This window comes from Serratia sp. Ser99, assembly GCF_024519545.1.
Lineage (GTDB): Bacteria > Pseudomonadota > Gammaproteobacteria > Enterobacterales > Enterobacteriaceae > Serratia > Serratia liquefaciens.
On record NZ_JALJRT010000001.1, the window covers coordinates 187,433 to 205,020 of the forward strand.

The following is a 17,588-nucleotide window of genomic DNA, read 5'->3' on the forward strand; positions in this document are numbered from 1 at the left end:
AAAAAGTATGGCAATCACCCCATTACGTGGTCGCGTTTTCGCTTTGGCACTGGGTTTACTTGCCGCGAGTATCGGCGTGGCTCAGGCGGCCGATACGGTGCGCGTGGGCTCAAAAATCGATACCGAAGGCTCGCTGCTGGGTAACATCATCGTGCAGGTGCTGGAGTCCAACGGCATCAAAACCACCAACAAATTACAGCTCGGTACCACCAAGGTGCTGCGCGGGGCGATCACCTCCGGCGAGATTGACATCTACCCGGAATACACCGGCAACGGCGCATTTTTCTTCTCCGATGAAAAAGATCCGGCGTGGAAGAACGCCCAGGCCGGTTTTGAAAAGGTCAAAAAACTCGATTACGACAAGAACAAAATTGTCTGGCTGGATGCTTCGCCGGCCAACAATACCTGGACTATTGCCATCCGTCAGGACGTGGCGGACGCCAACCACCTGAAGACGCTGGCCGATCTGGGCAAATGGATCAACGGCGGCGGCAAGTTCAAACTGGCGGCCTCGGCGGAATTTATCGAACGTCCGGACGCACTGCCGGCATTCCAGAATGCCTATGGCTTTAAGCTGAATCAGGATCAACTGCTGTCGCTGGCTGGAGGGGACACGGCGGTGACCATTAAAGCGGCGGCGGAGCAAACCTCCGGCGTGAACGCGGCCATGGCTTACGGCACCGATGGCCCGGTGGCGGCTCTGGGGCTACAAACGCTGGAAGACCCAAAAGGGGTGCAGCCGATTTACGCACCGGCACCGATCATTCGTGAAGCCGCGCTGAAACAGCACGCCAATATCGCCGAGTTGCTGAAGCCGGTCTTTGCAACGCTGGACGGCCCGACGCTGCAAAAACTTAATGCGCAGATCGCGGTGGAAGGTCAGGATGCCAAACAGGTTGCGGCCGCTTATCTGAAAGAAAAAGGATTGGTTAAGGGATAGCGCTGATATTCCCTCTCTCTCCATGGGAGAGAGGGAGAGCAGGGCCCATTGACTATGGAGCCGGAGAGTTTCTTTGATTATTGCCGTAAAAAACCGCGTATTACTGACGCTGCTTGTTTTGTTGCTGCTGGCCGCATTTGGCCTGCCGTTCCTCAGCTATGCCCCCAATCGCCTGCTGTCGGGCAAGAGCATTTCCCTGATTTCCCTGCTGCACGGCCCGGCGCTGTGGCTATTGGCCCCGCTGTTGGTGCTGGCAGTGCTCAGCCTGTTGCCACCGCTCAGGCGCAATGCATTGTTGACCGCGCTGGCGGCTGCAGCGCTGCTGGCGCTCACCTTCTGGCTGAGCGGGCATGCTGCGCAGCAGTTGGCGCAGGATGGTTCCAAACTGGCGCGTACCTCCTGGGGCAGCGGCTGCTGGCTGATGCTGGCGCTGAGCCTGCTGATGGCTGCCGATGCCATCACCCGCATCACGTCTTCGCATTTGTGGCGCATGCTCGGCAACCTGCTGGTGATATTGCCTGCGCTGGCGCTGCTGTTCGGCCATCAGTTGGATCAGCTTTCGCTGCTGAAAGAATATTACAACCGGCAAGATGTGTTTGATGCCGCGCTGTTGCAGCACCTGACTATTCTGCTGGCGACGATGGTCCCGGCGCTGCTGATCGGCGTGCCGCTCGGGGTGTTGTGTTTTCGTTCATCCCGTTTGCAAACCCCGATCTTCTCCACGCTGAACATTATCCAGACCGTGCCGTCGATTGCCCTGTTCGGCCTGCTGATCGCACCGTTGGCCGGATTGGCGAAGGCGGTGCCCTGGCTGGCGGAACACGGCGTCAGCGGCATTGGCATGGCGCCGGCGATAGTCGCCCTGGTGTTGTACGCCCTGTTGCCGCTGGTGCGCAGCGTGGTGGCCGGGTTACAGAGCGTGCCCGCCAGCGTGATCGAATCTGCCAGCGGTATGGGGCTGACGCGCGGCCAGATTTTCTTTCGCGTACAGCTGCCGTTGGCTTTGCCGCTGTTTCTGACCGGCGTGCGCATTCTGGCGGTGCAGACCGTCGGTATGGCGGTGGTAGCCGCGTTGATCGGTGCCGGAGGTTTCGGCGCCATCGTTTTCCAGGGTTTGCTGAGCAGCGCGCTGGATCTGGTGCTGCTGGGCGTGATCCCGGTGATCGTGATGGCGGTAATCGTCGATTCGCTGTTTAAATTTATGGTTTCAATTTTGGAAGTGTCACGCCGATGATTCAGTTTAATCAGGTCAGCAAGATTTTTCAGGGTAAGCCGGCGGTGGACGATCTGACGCTGCAGATTGCCAAAGGCGAATTTGCCGTACTGATCGGTACCTCAGGCTCCGGTAAATCCACCACATTAAAAATGATCAACCGGCTGATCGAACACGATCAGGGCAAAATTTACTTTGCCGATGAAGAGATCCAAAAATTCAAACCGCAGGATCTGCGGCGCCGCATGGGCTATGCCATTCAGTCGATCGGCCTGTTTCCGCATTGGACGGTAGAGGAGAACATCGCCACCGTGCCGCAATTGCTGAAATGGCCGCGGGCACGGATCCGCGATCGGGTGACCGAATTGCTGGAGCTGTTGCACCTGGAGCCGGAACTGTTCCGACACCGTTATCCGCACCAGCTTTCCGGCGGGCAACAGCAGCGGGTGGGAGTGGCGCGCGCGTTGGCTGCCGATCCGGAAGTGTTGTTGATGGACGAACCCTTTGGCGCTCTCGATCCGGTAACGCGCACCGCGCTGCAGACGGAGATTGCGCGTATTCATCATCTCTCCGGGCGCACCATCGTACTGGTGACGCATGACATTGACGAAGCGCTGGCATTGGCCGATCGCATCGTGTTGCTCGATCAGGGCCGTGTGGTGCAACAAGGCACGCCACTGGAGCTACTGACTGCACCGGCCAACGATTTTGTGCGCGATTTCTTTGGCCGAAGCGATCGAGGCATCAAATTGCTTTCTTTAGGCACGGTGGCGGAACGGGTGCGGCCCGGGCATGCGGACGGTGAACCTATTTCCTCCACCATGAACCTGCGTGAAGCGTTGTCGGTATTTGTGGCGCGCGGCAGTGAATGCTTGCCGGTGGTGGGGGAGCAAGGAGAGGCACTCGGCGTGCTGCATTTCAACGATCTGATTGCCCAAAAGGCGCTGTCATGAGTGCGCCTAAAGCCCTGCGTTGGCTGCGCGATCCGCTGCCCTGGACCTTTGCCCTGCTGCTGGCGCTGGTGTTTGGCATGAATCATTTGCATGGCCTGTTTGCAGCCTGGTTTCCCGATCTGGAAAGGCCGGTGTATCAGCAGGACAGTTTTATCTCGCTGGTGTGGGCACATCTGTTGCTGGTCGCGGTCTCCAGTCTGATCGCCGTGGTGATTGGCGTAGCGGCTGGGATCGGCGTGACGCGCCCTGCCGGTAAGGCGTTTCGTTCGCTGGTGGAAACCGTGGTAGCGGTCGGCCAGACTTTTCCGCCCGTGGCGGTGCTGGCGGTAGCGGTACCTGTGATGGGCTTTAGCGAACAGCCGGCGATTATCGCACTGGTGCTGTACGGTTTGCTGCCGATCTTGCAGGGCACGCTGACGGGTATTGAATCGGTACCCAGCGCGACCCGCGAGGTTGCGCAAGGGGTTGGTATGAGCGCCAGGCAAATTCTGTGGCGCGTCGAACTGCCGCTGGCGGCGCCGGTGATTGTTGCCGGTATTCGGACCTCGGTGATCATCAATATCGGCACGGCGGCAATCGCTTCCACCGTCGGCACCAAAACGCTTGGTTCGCCGATAATCATTGGCCTGAGCGGTTTTAATACCGCCTACGTGATCCAGGGCGCGGTAGTGGTGGCGCTGCTGGCGATCATTACCGATATGCTGTTTGAGCGCTGGGTGCGCTATCTCACCGCCTGGCGTCAGCAGACGCAGGCGGCTTCTTCTGCGGGGTAAGGGAATAGGATGCAAGTATCTTTGCCGATGTACGGCGTGACCCATCAGCCGGCCGAATCTTTCTGGCGAGTGCTGCGCGGTAAATTACTGCAGTTGGGATTGCCGCTGGCTCCTGAACAGCTCGTCTGGCCGCACGACCTGGCTCAGCACTGGCTACAGGACGATTTATTGCTCAGCCAAACCTGCGGTTATCCGCTGGTCAGCAGCCTGCAGCAGGTGCAGCTGATCGGGACTTATCACTACCGCGTCGAGGGTTGTGAGGGCGCGAATTACAGCAGTTGGTTAGTGGTGCGCGACGACGACCCAGGCGAGCGGCTGGCGGATTTTCGCGGCCGGATCGCCGCATACAACAGTACCGACTCTCAGTCAGGGCATAACAGCTTGCGTGCGCTGATCGCACCCTTGGCACAGAACGGCAGCTTCTTCAGTGCTGCCATCGCCTCCGGGGCGCACTATCAGTCGCTCAAGCTGATCCAAAACCGCCAGGCAGACATTGCTGCCGTCGACTGCGTCAGCCTGGAACTGTTGAAACGGGCACGGCCACAGGCGTTGGCCGGGCTGAAAATTATTGGACGAACGGCCAGCGTGCCGGGGCTACCCTTGATTACCTCGTCGCAGACCCCGCTGGAACAGCTGGAAATACTGCGTGCCGGGGCGAAGGCGATGCTGGGCGAAGCGGTAAGCGACAATCTGCTGATCGGCGATTTCAGCCTGGTGCCGCGTTCGGCATACCAAATAATCACCGAGCTGGAGCAGCAGGCCGCCGCCCGCGGGGTGACAACGCTGTAAGCTTATGACTGGCCTGCGTTCAGGCGGCGCTAAAGCGTGCGTTCAATTTTTGATCGACAATGATCTCGAAGTCAGTAAATAAGGCTTTGGGTTTGACCGTTCGGCCGCGTTTTTCCATCGATACCAGACCGTGGCCGCTGAGCGTTTTCAGCGTGGCGGAAAGATTGCTTATTTGCCGACCGGAGAGTTCCGCCAATCGGCTCATGGTTTCCGGTTTTTCCGTATCAATCATCCGCAGCAAGGCAATATTTTCATTGCTGAGCACCTGGGCCAAAGCAATCATTGAGGTGAACCAGACCTGCGGTTCACGCTCCTGCGGCTGGTATTCACCTTTTGCAATGGCCAGTATCCGTTTGCGGATCAACTCTTCAGGCATTACGCCAATCAGTGCTTTCATCTTCAACCTCGGTTTTCTCTCTTGCTTATGACTTCATCGATTTTAGTGAAGAAATCTTCCACCAACTGAAAAGCGGAATGAAACTCATAGGGTGAGCCTTTATCCGTGGGCGTCTGATGTTGGTGGTCGTAAAGTATTCGGCCTGAAAATCGCCCTTTTCTAGGGACTTTAATGGCATGGGCATTGTCGATGCCAAACACTCGGGTGTTGTATTTATCATGCAGCGTCAAGTTGTAGCGTATGCCATGGGGAATGAAAGCCGTTTTGGTTACTTTCCATGCTTCTATTTTCCACCAGTAGCCATCTTCACGGTTTACTCGGGTGCCATGAAGGCTAAGGATGTAGTCCAGTCCATTGCTTGCATCCATTTTCAGTACTCCAGAAAGTTATGATTTAACCATAACTCTTGAGTGTTTTACGGTCAATGCTATTTCATCAGGAAGAGTGGCAGACTGAATAGATGAGACTTTGACCGCAGAATGGGGTTGAACACAGCGGTAATTTGTTGACGTTTCTGTCGGCGGCAGCGCGCAGAAAATCGCACCAACGGTTGGCGAAAGAAGAGAAGGGGAATTGCTGCTGAAATGGAGCAATGAGGCGGTTACCGCGCCCTTTGCAGATACCGGTGCGCGTCAGGCGACTGCAGCGTTTTTTTACAACAACGCTGCCAGCGCGGGACGCATCACTTGGCCTGAATGCTCTCTGCCGGAGTGGCAGTGGCGGCGGCTTCGTGTGACGTGGCGGTCTCTTCTAGCGGCGTGGTGGAACGGGTGTACATATTCAGCCCGGCCAGGAATACGCCGCCGAGTGAACCAAAGGCACACAGAAAGATAACGATAATGAACGATTTTTTCAGCATGGGGATGATTTCGCAGGTTGCCAGGAACAACGGGAATTATAGACGCTTCGTAATATGAAACAAGAATCGTTTTAATACCCGTCGTCTTTCAAGCTGCAGCGTTTAAATCTGTTTCCGGTGGATTTGTCACTCCAGCCGCTGTAGGGGGCGAATACATTCGCCCCGATTAATTCGGCCGCAGCGTGCAGCGCCTCTACCTTTCCCTGCTTATGCGACTGACCGGGCGAGCAAACAGGAATTTGCCCAGCGTCACCAGCACCACCGCCGCTACGATAATCACCAGCGCCGCCCATTCACGCGGTGCCAGCGATTCGCCGGCAAAACCGATGCCGAGCAGCACGGCCACCACCGGATTGACATAGGCATAACTGGTGGCTACCGCCGGACGCACGTTTTTCAGCAAAAACATATAGGCGCTAATGGCCAACATGGAACCGAAGATAATCAGGTATCCCAGCGCAAAGAAACCTTTGGCGCTGGGCATCTGCGTCAGGCGTTCGCCGCTGAGCTGACTGACGACCAGCAGAACCACTCCGGCAACCAGCATCTCCGCCGCGCCCGCCATCGGTCCGGCCGGTAGCGAAATACGTGACCCCAGCACCGAGCCAAAGGCCCAACTGGCGGAAGCCAGCAGGATCAGTAACGCACCGGTAGGGTTGCCCACCAGGTTATTGCCGGTATTGAGCAATACGATCCCCACCAGGCCCAATGCGATACCTGCCCACTCCAGCTTGGTATTGCGCATGCCCCAAAACAGGCTGAAGAACAGGGTGAACAGCGGTACCGTCGCGACCATCACGGCGGCAATACCGGAAGGTACGTGCTGGTGTTCCGCCACGGTCACCAGACCGTTACCCACCGCGAGTAGCAAGATACCGATAGTGCCAGCGGCCAGCCACTGCCTGGGGGTTGGTAATGCATGGCCGCGCAACGCTAAAAAGCTGAACAGCACTATGCCGGCGACCAAAAAGCGGATCCCGGCCATCATCAGCGGTGGCCAGCTCTCCACGCCCAGACGAATAACGAAGTAGGTAGAACCCCAGACAATATATAACGTGAACAGCGCCCCGATTAACGGCAGGACGTTACGGCTACTTTGACTCAGCATGGATATTTATTCTGCAGGGAGGTTATTATTAGAGGACTCAGTAAACCCGATCGCACGGAAGATTAGCAACGCTTTTCACTATTTTTTAACGGCAAGGTCGGCTGGCGAACCGATGAGAATCGAGAGAGAACGCCAGCCTGCAGATAGCCTTGAGCCGAGTGCCGATTACAGCAGCGAAATACGGTAGGCGCAGCGGCGTGCACCGGCCAGAATATGTTCGGAACGTTCAACCTGCGCCTGCAACACCTCGGTGAAAATACTCAGCTCAGCACGGCAGAACCCCTGACAAACGGTAGCGGCGGCGCAAATAGGGCAGTGGTTCTCTACCAACAGAAAGGAGCCGTCTTCCTGAGTACGGCATTCGGCCATATAGCCTTCGCGGCAACGAATGGCCGTCAGACGCTGAACCCGTTCCTGCAAGTCGGTAGCGCCAATCATCGCCTGTTTGTAATTAATCCGCGTTTCTTGCTCGCGGGTGTCAATCAATAATTCAATCGCCTGCTCGCCCAGCTTGTCGCGTACGGTACGCAGCAACTGTACCGTCAATTCTGAATGGGTATCCGGAAAGCGCGCATTGCCGGCGGCGGTCAGGTGCCAGAGCTGCACCGGTCGGCCGACGCCGCGGGTTTCCGCCACGGCTTCAACCAGCCCGTCTTTGGCCAGTTTGACAAACTGCTGGCGCGCAGCCTCACCTGTGGTGCCAAGAACCTTTCCTGCATCAGACGCTTGTTGTGGGCCGCGGGTTTTTAATAGTGTCAGCAAACGGTCACTGACCGATTGTGCGGGACTACCGCCATTTTCCAAGTTTATTCTTGACATATTTCTCCGCCTCGCCCTACCATTATTCCAAGTTAACTCTTGTTAAATTTAACGCAATATCACTATTAACTCAATGCCCTTCCTCTGAAAACAGGACGACAACCGTGATAACCAACGATGATAGCCGCTGGGCCGACTTATTCTCCGGCAAAAATGGCGCCAGTGCGATCGCGCTCTCACTCGGCGTAGCGCTGCATGCGATCAATATTCTGGTCGCCACCACCATTCTGCCCTCGGTGGTGCAGGATATTGGTGGCCTGAATCTGTATGCCTGGAACACCACGCTGTTTGTGGTGGCGTCGATTCTCGGATCGGCGTTATCGGCACGTCTGCTCAGTGGTTACGGTGCACGCAGTGCCTATCTGGTGGCGTCGCTGTTCTTTATTGCCGGGGCAATGCTGTGTGCATTGGCGCCGTCGATGCCGGTGATGCTGATAGGTCGCACCGTGCAGGGGTTCGGCGGCGGGCTGATTTTCGCGCTTTCGTACGCCATGATCAACCTGGTGTTTGAGCAAAGACTTTGGCCGCGGGCAATGGCGCTGATTTCGGCGATGTGGGGTATTGCTACGCTGGTGGGGCCGGCGGTGGGCGGCATTTTCGCCGAACTGAACGCCTGGCGCTGGGCCTTTGGTATCCTGTTGCCAATCATGGTGTTGTATGCCGGGTTCACCTTCCTGATCCTGCCGAAAGGCAAACCGCAACAGCAGGCAGCGCCGCTGCCGGTAGCCCAGCTGTTGCTGTTGGCGGTGGCGGTGCTGGTGGTATCCGCCGGCAGCCTGGCCGACAGCGCCTGGGTCAATTTTGGCGGTATTGCATTGGCCGTGCTGATGATGGTTTGGCTGATTCGCCGTGAAGCACACTCCCGCGCCCGTCTACTGCCTCAAGGCGCTTTACGCCGCGGTTCCCCTCTGGCTTCGCTGTATATCACCGTCTCCCTGCTGGTTGTGGGCATGACCAGCGAAATCTTCGTGCCTTATTTCCTGCAAACGCTGCACGGGCAGTCACCGCTGATTTCCGGCTATATCGCAGCCACCATGGCGGCGGGCTGGACGCTGTCGGAGATCCTCAGTTCGGGCTGGCGCAGTGCGGGTATGCGTCGGGCCATTATCAGCGGGCCGCTGTTTGTGTTTGTCGGGCTATTGGCCCTGGGCGTATTGATGCCAACGCCTTCCGGTGGTCATTGGTCGGCACTGACGCCGATTGTCATCGCTCTGACAGTGGTGGGGTTTGGTATCGGTTTTGGCTGGCCACATCTGCTGACGCGTATTCTGCAAGTCTCGCCAGAGGCGGATAAGGATATTGCCGGCGCGTCGATCACTACGGTGCAACTGTTTGCCACCGCGTTCGGTGCCGCGTTGGCGGGGATGGTCGCCAACCTGGCCGGACTGAACGTGCCGGGTGGGGCACCGGGTGCCGCCTCCGCCGCGCGCTGGCTGTTCCTGCTGTTTGCCTTGGCGCCGCTGCTGGCGGTTTTTAGCGCCTGGCGCTGTGCGGCGATTACTCCACCTGTTGTGGCAACCAGCGATGCCGAGGTTGCGCTGGCATCGCCGGGGTTGTCGCTCTCTGCCACCCCTGTGAGCGAATGCGTTCGTCCTGAATAAGGCGGGTGCCGCCTGCTGGTTTTTATAACTTCGCAGGGTTTACTTTAAAATCTGATTGACGAATCCCGTATTTGAGATTATTTCTCTCATATGGGATTTTTCATATCAGGGCTATAGAGATCATGGATAACGGAGTGGACAGCGCCGATCTTCGCTTGGCGCAACGGCTGTCTGATTTACGCCAGCAGCAGGGCTGGTCGCTGGAAGCGTTGGCGCAGCAAACCGGCATCAGCCGGGCAACGCTATCGCGGGTTGAGCGTGCGGAAACCAGCCCGACTGCCTCGTTGTTGAACAAACTGTGCGCGGCGTATGGGCTGACCATGTCACGGCTGCTGAGCGAGGTTGAGGACGAACCGCCAGAGTTGCTGCATCGCGAACAGCAGACGGTGTGGGTTGATCGCGCCAGCGGTTTTCATCGTCGTTCGGTATCGCCGCCCACCGCCCTCTATAAGGCGGAATTTATCGAGGGCACGCTGGAGGCCGGCGCGGTGATCGCTTATGACGCCCCTTCGATACACGCGCTTGAACACCATTTATGGCTGCTGGAAGGCCGGCTTGAATTGACGCTGGAGGCGCGAACTTTTCAGCTAGAACCGGGCGATTGCCTGCGTTACCGCTTATTCGGCGCTTCAAAATTTCATGCACCCGGCCCCGAGCCGGCCCATTACACCCTCGTTATCTGCAGGCCATAATCATGATTGAGATACAGCAATTGAACGTCGATGCGGTACAGAGTGCGATCCCTGAACTGGCGGCGATACTGCATGCCAGCGTCTCGCAGGGGGCGAGCATCGGTTTTGTCATGCCGTTTAGCCTTGAGCAGGCGCAGGCGTTCTGGCACCGTCTGTTGCCGGCTATTGAACGGAAGGAAAGGCTGCTGCTGGTGGCCCGAGATCGAGATGCCGGAAGGGTGGTCGGTACGGTGCAACTGCTGCTGGATATGCCTGATAACGGCCGCCACCGGGCGGAGGTGGTGAAGCTGATGGTGCACCCGGATGCTCGCCGTCAGGGCATTGCCCGCAGCCTGATGTTGCAGGTGCAACAGCTGGCGGTTGAGCATCAACGGCATTTACTGGTGCTGGATACCCTGACCGGCGACACGGCGGAAGGCCTGTACCGTCGGCTGGGCTTTCAACTGGCGGGCAGCATTCCGCAATACGCACGCGCCAGCAATGGCGGTGCGCTGGATGCCACCAGTTATATGTATAAATTGCTCTGACTACCCCGTCGTTTTTCAAGCGTTATCGCCTAAGGGGGCGAACGTATCGCCCCCTTAATCAGAACGCAGCCAGCGCCGTCCCTGCAAGGCTCAGGAAGTTATTGTCCGTTCCAGGCCTTGATTGCCTGTTGGCGAATCTGCAGCTTTTGCTCTGGCGTCAGCTTGTTATAGTCCTTCGCCATGCCGCTTTCCCAATCGCCGTACAGCGGATTGGGCAACACGATAAACTCGGTGCCGAATTTGCTTTGGTTGTCGGCGACGAACGCCCGCCGCTGCGCATTATCTTTGTGGTAGGTCGCGGCGCCGAAGTCGTTCAGGTTGTCACCGGCGTAAACCACGATGTCGTAACCGGCGTTCTTGATTGCGTCGAAACGCGCCTGCTTGTTGGAGGTATCACCGCTTAACAGCACGGTTTTTTCCGACATGCCGGTGAAGCCCAATTTTTGCATATTGGCCAGCGTGGCGGCGTATTCAGACTGTTTGCGGTTGGAGACGTAAAACATGGTGCCCTGATGACTGTTGACGTAGCGGGCAAACTGCACGGCACCTGGCACCGCGCCAGCCTGTTGCGCCTGTGACCACTTCGCCCAGGTGGCAGCGGCGAAAGGTTGGCCCTGCTGCGCCTGCCAGCCGGAATAAGGGCTGTTATCCAGCATGGTTTCGTCCAAATCGACCACCACGGCCTTCTTCTTGCCCGGCGCGGCCTTGGCCTGATCAAAGGCCAGCCTGGCGCTGTTGAAGGCCTGGTGCGTCAGCGCCTGATATTCGCCGGATTGCTGGAACCAGTTCAGCGCCAGCACGGATTGCTCAGCCAACTGCTGTTGTGCCTGCCGATCGGTTTTTGCTGGCTGCACGCAGCCGGTCAGGGTCACCAGCGCAATGCCGATCGCCGCGCCGAGGGCCATTTTCTGTCTCATTATTCCTGCCATAAATAAATCACTCTCTGATTGTTATTGTGGTGTGTTCAAGGTCATCGTCATTTCAAACTGGCGCAACGCGTCCTGCTGCCAGCCGAGTCGGTCGAAGAAGGGGGCGGCCACTTCAGGAACGTAAACGTTGGCTACCAGCGGTAACGGCGCAAACTTCGCCTGTAATGCAGCCAGCATGGTACGGGCATGGCCCTGACTGCGGTGCTGCGGCGGCACGTAGATCATGCGCAAAAAGCACTTGTCGGCGCCCAACTGCACCACCGCATAGGCCTGGTGGCCAAGGCTGAAAGCATGGGGTTTGCCGGGTAGCTTGAACAACGTCTCCGGCGCGATCAGCCAGGGCAGGTCGGTGGCACCCTCGGCAATCAGGCGGTGAGAGACGAACAGCGGGTCGATCTCTTGCAACTGCGCAACTTCGGCAAGTACCGGCGTAGCGGCCAGATGCCCGGTCAGCGTGCGGACGATTTGCAACCCGGCCCGATGGTAGAGCGCCAACGCAGCCTCGTTCCCTTCAATCACTTCCAATGACAGTTGACGATCGCCGCGCTGATGCGCGTCGGCGACAATGCGTTTCATCAAGGCTTTTCCCAAGCCTTTGCCGCGCATTTCCGGACGGATGGAGAGTGCCGATATCCGGCTGTGCAGGCCACGGCGGCTGATCAGCGCCAGCGCTACCGGTTGTTGCTGGTGGGTAACGATAATACTGTCGTTCAGGCTGAGGTCTTCGGCACCAAAACGGCGGGCGAAGGTATCACCGTCAATCACGAAACGTACAATATAGTTTTCAAAACAATGACAAAGGATCTGCGCCAGCTCGTCGCTGCTGTAGCGCAGGGCGCTTTGATACTCGAAGCTTTCGTCGGTGTGCATGAGCTTTCCCTGTCTAAGGCGGAAGCTATACATCTAGACCCGATTGTTTTATAAGGCAAGTTTCCGCGTGCGGTTACGGGATATGCAGCGGTAAATGAGGCAGGAACAGGCGGTAAAAGCACAAATGAAAAAACCGGGCGTTGCCGCCCGGCGAAGTAACTCTGGGTATAAAGTGAAGCTAAGGTTTGCAGTGGTGGTTATTCATCACATCAGAACTGGTAGGTCAGGGCGACGGCAATCACGTTGTCGTCTTTCAGCCCCAGCTTGTTATCGCCGTCGAGTTGGTTGATTTTATAATCGACATAGGTCGACATGTTCTTGTTGAAATAGTAGTAGGCGCCAACGTCGATATATTTCACCAGGTCGGCGTCGCCGATGCCTTCAATATCTTTGCCTTTCTGCTGAACATAACCCAGCGATGGACGCAGACCGAAGTCGAACTGATATTGAGCAACCAATTCCAGACCTTCCGCCTTATTGGCAAAGCCGCTTACGGAAGTGGAATTATTATTGATAGTGGCGGTGCCGGAGATTGGCGCGATATTACGGCTTTGCGAATAGGTTGCTGCCAGGTAAACATCGTTGTTGTCGTATTTCAGGCCGCCGGCCCAAATATCGGCTTTGTCGCCCTTACCGAAGGTGCCCGCTTTTTGCCCGGCAGTACGGTTGGAAGAGGCATAGGCGGCACCCACGCTCAGGCCGTCGATGATTTCATAGCTGGAAGACAGACCCCAACCGTCGCCGTTCGCCTTGCTGTTGGAACGGCCGTCGTTTTCGTTCTTGCCCTGGTACTGTACCGCGAACTTCAGACCTTCAACCAGGCCGAAGAAGTCATTGTTACGGTAGGTTGCCACGCCGTTGGTACGACCATTCATAAAGTTGTCGGTTTTGACGTAGGCGTCATCACCGAACTCGGGCAGCATATCCGTCCAGGCGCCGACGTCATAGATAATGCCGTAGTTGCGGCCGTAGTCGAATGAACCGATATCTTTATATTTCAGACCGGCGAAGCCCAAACGGGTTTTGGTATCTTTTGTGCCGTCAGATTCAGAGTGGTTGGCTGCTATTTGATATTCCCACTGGCCATAGCCAGTCAGCATATCGTTAATTTGAGTAGCGCCTTTAAAACCGATACGCACATAGGTTTTATCGCCATCATTACCGGCATCGTCAGAGAAATAGTGCAGTGCTTTTACGCGGCCGTAAAAATCAAGTTTGTTGCCGTCTTTATTGTAGATTTCTGCTGCCTGTGCTGTCTGCGCAATTAAAAGTGCCGGAATAATAACGGCCAGAAGATTACGTTTCATGATTTACCCTGCTTTATTCGATTGAAAGACGCTTATCATCAGTAGTACTGCTGTTTCACTGTGCCGCCTGTTTGTTTGCAGCGAGGATTTTTTACCGTAGTTATGTGATCTATTTATGACAAAATATTCATTTCCATGTCGAACGATTAAAAATCTCGCGGAAAGCGTCTGTTTCTTCTACGGGCATCCAGAATTCCCCGTGATGCCCATCAGGTCGCTGCCAAAAATCATGCGTGAGATTTATACGTTGACGACTTCATTCAGCGCATCAGGAGGGCTTATTGTCCTGTTTATGTGAATGATTGATGCTGAAAATCCCGATTTTCAGCCATGCAGGTTGAGGGTAGCGTAAAGCTTCCCTTAAGCAGCAGGAGTGCAAGATGCAACCTTCCCAACAGGCTGGACAGCAGGCGTTTGGCGACATTGCCCCCAAGTTGGCGCAGCTCAGCGACAGCGTATTATTCGACGATGTATGGCAGCGACCGGGGCTCACGCCGCGCGAGCGCAGTCTGATCACCGTGGCGGCGCTGGTGGCGCTCAACCGCGTGGAGCAGATGCCGTTTCATCTGCAACTGGCCGAACGCAATGGCGTGAGCGTTGAACAGCTCGCCGAGGCGATCACTCATCTGGCGTTTTATGCCGGTTGGCCAGCGGCGGCCTCTGCCGTGGCACGCCTGCGCGAATTGAAACAGGAGTAGTCCCATGCCATTCAGCCGTATCGCTTTGCATCAGGGCAAGTCAGCGCAATACCTGAAAACCTTATCTGACAGCCTGCACCAGGCGCTGGTCGAGACTTTTAGCGTGCCGCCGGCCGACAAGTTTCAGGTCATTGATCAATACCGCCCCGGCGAGCTGATTTACGATCCCCATTATCTCGGCGGCCCACGTTCGGCGGATTATGTGCTGTTTTACATCACCATTGGCCGTCCGCGCGATACCGCCACCAAACAGCGTTTTTATCAGCGGTTGGCGGCGTTGCTGGAAGAAAACCTGCAGTTGAGCCCGCAGGATGTGATGGTAGTGATTACCACCACCCAACAGGACGAGTGGTCGTTCAGTGCGGGTCGCGCTTCAATGATCGAAGGCTAGGCTGACGCAGCCGACGGTCTGTGGGACAATAGCGCCATCATTTCGTTGAGATACAGAGTTGAATGGCGCTCTCCCCCGCAGTTAAAGATCAGATTGGCCAGTGGTACAAAGCCCTGCAGCAACAAATACCGGATTTTATTTCCCGTGCACCGCAACGGCAGATGATCGCCGAAGTCGCGAAAACCCTGGCCGGAGATTATCCGCGCCACCTGGCGATTGAGGCGCCGACCGGCGTGGGCAAAACCCTGTCGTACCTGATCCCAGGGATCGCCGTAGGCCGCGCGGAGAGCAAACCCCTGGTGGTCAGTACCGCCAACGTGGCGCTGCAGGATCAGATCTACAGCAAGGATTTGCCGTTGCTGAAGAAGATCATTCCCGATCTGAAATTCACTGGTGCCTTTGGCCGCGGGCGCTATGTTTGCCCGCGTAATCTGGCGGCATTGAGCACCGACGTCAGCGAGCAGGGCGATCTGACGCTGTTCCTGGATGACGAACTGGCCCCTTCCAGCGGGGAAGAGCAGGCGCTGTGCCAGAAACTGAGCAAAGCGCTCAGCCGCCATGAGTGGGACGGGTTGCGCGATCATTATCAGCTGACGATCGACGATCCGCTGTGGATTAAGCTCAGCACCGACAAGGCCAACTGCCTGGGGCGCAACTGCCACTACATCCGCGAATGCCCGTTTTATCTCGCCCGTAAAGAGATTGAAACCGCCGACGTGGTGGTGGCTAACCATGCTCTGGTGATGGCGGCGTTGGAAACGGAATCGGTACTGCCCAACCCGAAAGAGCTGTTGCTGGTGCTGGACGAAGGCCATCACCTGCCGGAAGTGGCGCGTGACGCGCTAGAGATTGACGGTGAAATCACCGCGCTGTCGACCAATTTGCAACTGGACATGATCGTGCGTCAGGTTGAACAGTGCATGACGCAATATCGCCCGAAAAGCCCACCGGGGCTGACCAACGACGAACGTTTGAAAAATCACTGCGAAGAGATGCGTGAGCTGATCCAGATTTTCGAGCATCAGGTCAGCGCCTATCTGCCGACCGACACCGTGATTGCCGAACACCGGTTTGAAATGGGCGAACTGCCTGCGGCGATGGTGGAAACCAGCGCACGCTTGTTCAAGCTGACTGACGCGTTGCGTGGGGTGGCGGAATTTATCCTCAACGATCTCAGCGAGCAAACCGGTAAGCACGACATTGTGCGACTGCACCGTTCAATCATTCAGATGAGCCGCACCCTGGGTTATCTGGAGGCGATGAGCAAACTGTGGCGGCTGGCGGCGCTGGACAAGTCTTCCAATGCGCCGATCTCCAAATGGGTCACGCGCGATTTGCGCGATAACGTGACGCACCTGTATTTGCACTGCGTAGGCATTCGCGTGAGCGACCAGCTCGAAAAGCTGTTGTGGCGCAAGGTGCCGCATGTGGTCGTCACCTCGGCGACTCTGCGTTCATTGAACAGCTTTGCGCGCCTGCAGGAAATGAGCGGGCTGAGCGAGAAGGCCGGCGATCGTTTCGAAACCCTGTCTTCGCCGTTTAACCACGTTGAGCAGGGCAAGATTGTCATCCCGAACATGCGTTTCGAACCGGCGATGGCCAACGAAGCTGAGCATCTGGAAGAGATGGCGCGCTTTTTCCGCGCCGAGCAGGCCAGCGGCAAACACAAGGGCATGCTGATCCTGTTCAGCAGTCATCGGGCGATGCAGACCTTCCTCAGCTACGTGACCGATTTGCGCCTGATGCTGTTGGTACAGGGTGATCAACCGCGTTATCGCTTGGTGGAAGAGCACCGCAAGCGGGTCGAAAAAGGCACTGCCAGCGTGCTGATCGGCCTGCAGTCGTTTGCTGAAGGGCTGGATCTGAAAGGGGAATTGCTGACCCAGGTGCATATTCACAAGATCGCCTTCCCGCCGATCGACAGCCCGGTGATCCTGACCGAAGGCGAGTGGTTGAAGTCGCTGAAGCGTTATCCCTTCGAGGTGCAAAGCCTGCCGAGCGCCTCGTTCAACCTGATCCAGCAGGTGGGCCGACTGATCCGCAGCAATGAATGCCACGGCGAGATCGTGATTTACGATCGCCGCCTGCTGACCAAAAGCTACGGCTCTCGCCTGCTGGCGGCATTGCCGGTGTTCCCCATCGAACAGCGTGAGGTGCCTGAAGCCGACAAGGCGCACCAGGCAGCGCTTAAATCCGCCGCCGAAGCGGAGAAAAAGAGCAAGAAGCGCAAGAGCCCGTTCGCCCGCAAACGTACCCGTTAATCACAGCATTGGCGGCAGGCGACGTTTCACCGGCGTTGTTTTGACGATGGAGGTATTGCTCTGTGCGCGCTCGGCCAGCCGATCGAGGATCTGGTCGAGTTGCTCCATCGAATGCGCCACCAGGCGCACGATAAAGCAGTCTTCGCCGGTCACCTTGTCACACTCAACCACCTCCGGGATCTCCTGAATCATTTGCTCGACCTTTTTCAGCATGCCCGGCAGCGGTTTGATGCGCACCAGCGACTGAAAAGCGTAGCCCAACGCCTGCAAATTGACGTTCAGGGTGTAGCCCTGGATCACGCCGCTCTCCTCCAGCCGCCGCAGCCGCTCCGAGGTACTGGGTGACGACAACCCGACGCTGGCGCTGAGGGTTTTCAGCGATACCCGCGCATCCTCTGCCAGCAGGTTCAGGATTTGACGATCGATAGCATCCATAGGCTCTCCATTAGGTGTTTTTCAAT

20 protein-coding genes are annotated in these 17,588 nt (G+C 56.9%); 11 read left to right on the forward strand and 9 right to left on the reverse strand.

What is annotated here, in order from left to right:
* Positions 1–7: 7 nt before the first annotated feature.
* The 5 genes from NR114_RS00940 (at position 8) to NR114_RS00960 (ending at position 4,668) form a co-directional block, all read left to right on the forward strand.
* Entirely contained in the window at positions 8–940 is a 933-nt protein-coding gene (locus NR114_RS00940; RefSeq protein ID WP_020825872.1) for an ABC transporter substrate-binding protein, read from the forward strand.
* Between the two features lie 79 nt (positions 941–1,019).
* Positions 1,020–2,174: an ABC transporter permease gene (locus NR114_RS00945; RefSeq protein WP_234529104.1), complete on the forward strand. Its 1,155-nt coding sequence runs from the start codon at positions 1,020–1,022 to the stop codon at positions 2,172–2,174.
* On the forward strand, positions 2,171–3,106 hold the full coding sequence (locus NR114_RS00950; protein ID WP_048761476.1) for an ABC transporter ATP-binding protein: 936 nt from the start codon (positions 2,171–2,173) through the stop codon (positions 3,104–3,106). Before NR114_RS00945 ends, NR114_RS00950 begins: the two co-directional genes overlap by 4 nt.
* Positions 3,103–3,879: an ABC transporter permease gene (locus NR114_RS00955; protein WP_116690916.1), complete on the forward strand. Its 777-nt coding sequence runs from the start codon at positions 3,103–3,105 to the stop codon at positions 3,877–3,879. The genes NR114_RS00950 and NR114_RS00955 overlap by 4 nt, the downstream gene beginning before the upstream one ends.
* Before the next feature lie 9 nt (positions 3,880–3,888).
* A complete protein-coding gene (locus NR114_RS00960; RefSeq protein ID WP_256346233.1) occupies positions 3,889–4,668 on the forward strand; it encodes a phosphate/phosphite/phosphonate ABC transporter substrate-binding protein in 780 nt (259 codons plus the stop codon).
* 19 nt (positions 4,669–4,687) lie between these two features.
* Here NR114_RS00960 and NR114_RS00965 read toward each other — a convergent pair whose 3' ends face one another.
* The 5 genes from NR114_RS00965 to NR114_RS00985 form a co-directional block, all read right to left on the reverse strand.
* Positions 4,688–5,065, reverse strand: coding sequence for a transcriptional regulator (locus tag NR114_RS00965; RefSeq protein ID WP_048761481.1), 378 nt, complete (start codon positions 5,063–5,065; stop codon positions 4,688–4,690).
* A gap of 2 nt (positions 5,066–5,067) precedes the next feature.
* Complete coding sequence (locus NR114_RS00970; RefSeq protein ID WP_046374149.1) at positions 5,068–5,433, reverse strand: DUF6516 family protein; 366 nt, start codon at positions 5,431–5,433, stop codon at positions 5,068–5,070.
* 314 nt (positions 5,434–5,747) lie between these two features.
* Positions 5,748–5,924, reverse strand: a complete 177-nt coding sequence (locus NR114_RS00975; protein WP_162838007.1) for a hypothetical protein — start codon at positions 5,922–5,924, stop codon at positions 5,748–5,750.
* A gap of 193 nt (positions 5,925–6,117) precedes the next feature.
* Positions 6,118–7,032, reverse strand: a complete 915-nt coding sequence (gene yedA, locus NR114_RS00980; protein ID WP_142815664.1) for a drug/metabolite exporter YedA — start codon at positions 7,030–7,032, stop codon at positions 6,118–6,120.
* A gap of 165 nt (positions 7,033–7,197) precedes the next feature.
* Positions 7,198–7,851 (reverse strand): metalloregulator ArsR/SmtB family transcription factor, encoded by a 654-nt coding sequence (locus tag NR114_RS00985; protein WP_046374146.1) that lies wholly within the window; start codon positions 7,849–7,851, stop codon positions 7,198–7,200.
* A gap of 104 nt (positions 7,852–7,955) precedes the next feature.
* Here NR114_RS00985 and NR114_RS00990 point away from each other — a divergent pair, with 104 nt between their 5' ends.
* From NR114_RS00990 to NR114_RS01000, 3 genes are all read left to right on the forward strand, one after another.
* Positions 7,956–9,452, forward strand: coding sequence for an MFS transporter (locus NR114_RS00990; RefSeq protein WP_234529071.1), 1,497 nt, complete (start codon positions 7,956–7,958; stop codon positions 9,450–9,452).
* 122 nt (positions 9,453–9,574) lie between these two features.
* Positions 9,575–10,144 carry a helix-turn-helix domain-containing protein gene (locus tag NR114_RS00995; protein ID WP_046374144.1) on the forward strand — a complete coding sequence of 190 codons (570 nt, stop codon included), beginning with the start codon at positions 9,575–9,577 and terminating at the stop codon, positions 10,142–10,144.
* Positions 10,145–10,146: 2 nt separating this feature from the next.
* Positions 10,147–10,671: a GNAT family N-acetyltransferase gene (locus NR114_RS01000; RefSeq protein WP_256813878.1), complete on the forward strand. Its 525-nt coding sequence runs from the start codon at positions 10,147–10,149 to the stop codon at positions 10,669–10,671.
* A gap of 98 nt (positions 10,672–10,769) precedes the next feature.
* Here NR114_RS01000 and NR114_RS01005 read toward each other — a convergent pair whose 3' ends face one another.
* The 3 genes from NR114_RS01005 to ompC form a co-directional block, all read right to left on the reverse strand.
* Positions 10,770–11,588 (reverse strand): 5'-nucleotidase, lipoprotein e(P4) family, encoded by an 819-nt coding sequence (locus NR114_RS01005; protein ID WP_369982326.1) that lies wholly within the window; start codon positions 11,586–11,588, stop codon positions 10,770–10,772.
* Between the two features lie 33 nt (positions 11,589–11,621).
* On the reverse strand, positions 11,622–12,470 hold the full coding sequence (locus NR114_RS01010) for a GNAT family N-acetyltransferase (RefSeq protein ID WP_020825884.1): 849 nt from the start codon (positions 12,468–12,470) through the stop codon (positions 11,622–11,624).
* 209 nt (positions 12,471–12,679) lie between these two features.
* Positions 12,680–13,777, reverse strand: coding sequence for a porin OmpC (gene ompC, locus NR114_RS01015; protein WP_020825885.1), 1,098 nt, complete (start codon positions 13,775–13,777; stop codon positions 12,680–12,682).
* Between the two features lie 380 nt (positions 13,778–14,157).
* Here ompC and NR114_RS01020 point away from each other — a divergent pair, with 380 nt between their 5' ends.
* From NR114_RS01020 to dinG, 3 genes are all read left to right on the forward strand, one after another.
* A complete protein-coding gene (locus NR114_RS01020) occupies positions 14,158–14,475 on the forward strand; it encodes a carboxymuconolactone decarboxylase family protein (protein ID WP_020825886.1) in 318 nt (105 codons plus the stop codon).
* 4 nt (positions 14,476–14,479) lie between these two features.
* Positions 14,480–14,866 (forward strand): tautomerase family protein, encoded by a 387-nt coding sequence (locus NR114_RS01025; RefSeq protein ID WP_201895590.1) that lies wholly within the window; start codon positions 14,480–14,482, stop codon positions 14,864–14,866.
* A gap of 62 nt (positions 14,867–14,928) precedes the next feature.
* On the forward strand, positions 14,929–17,127 hold the full coding sequence (gene dinG / locus NR114_RS01030; protein ID WP_256813879.1) for an ATP-dependent DNA helicase DinG: 2,199 nt from the start codon (positions 14,929–14,931) through the stop codon (positions 17,125–17,127).
* Here the strand turns inward: dinG and NR114_RS01035 are convergent, their stop codons facing one another.
* Positions 17,128–17,562 carry an Lrp/AsnC family transcriptional regulator gene (locus NR114_RS01035; protein ID WP_020825889.1) on the reverse strand — a complete coding sequence of 145 codons (435 nt, stop codon included), beginning with the start codon at positions 17,560–17,562 and terminating at the stop codon, positions 17,128–17,130.
* Between the last annotated feature and the right edge of the window lie 26 nt (positions 17,563–17,588).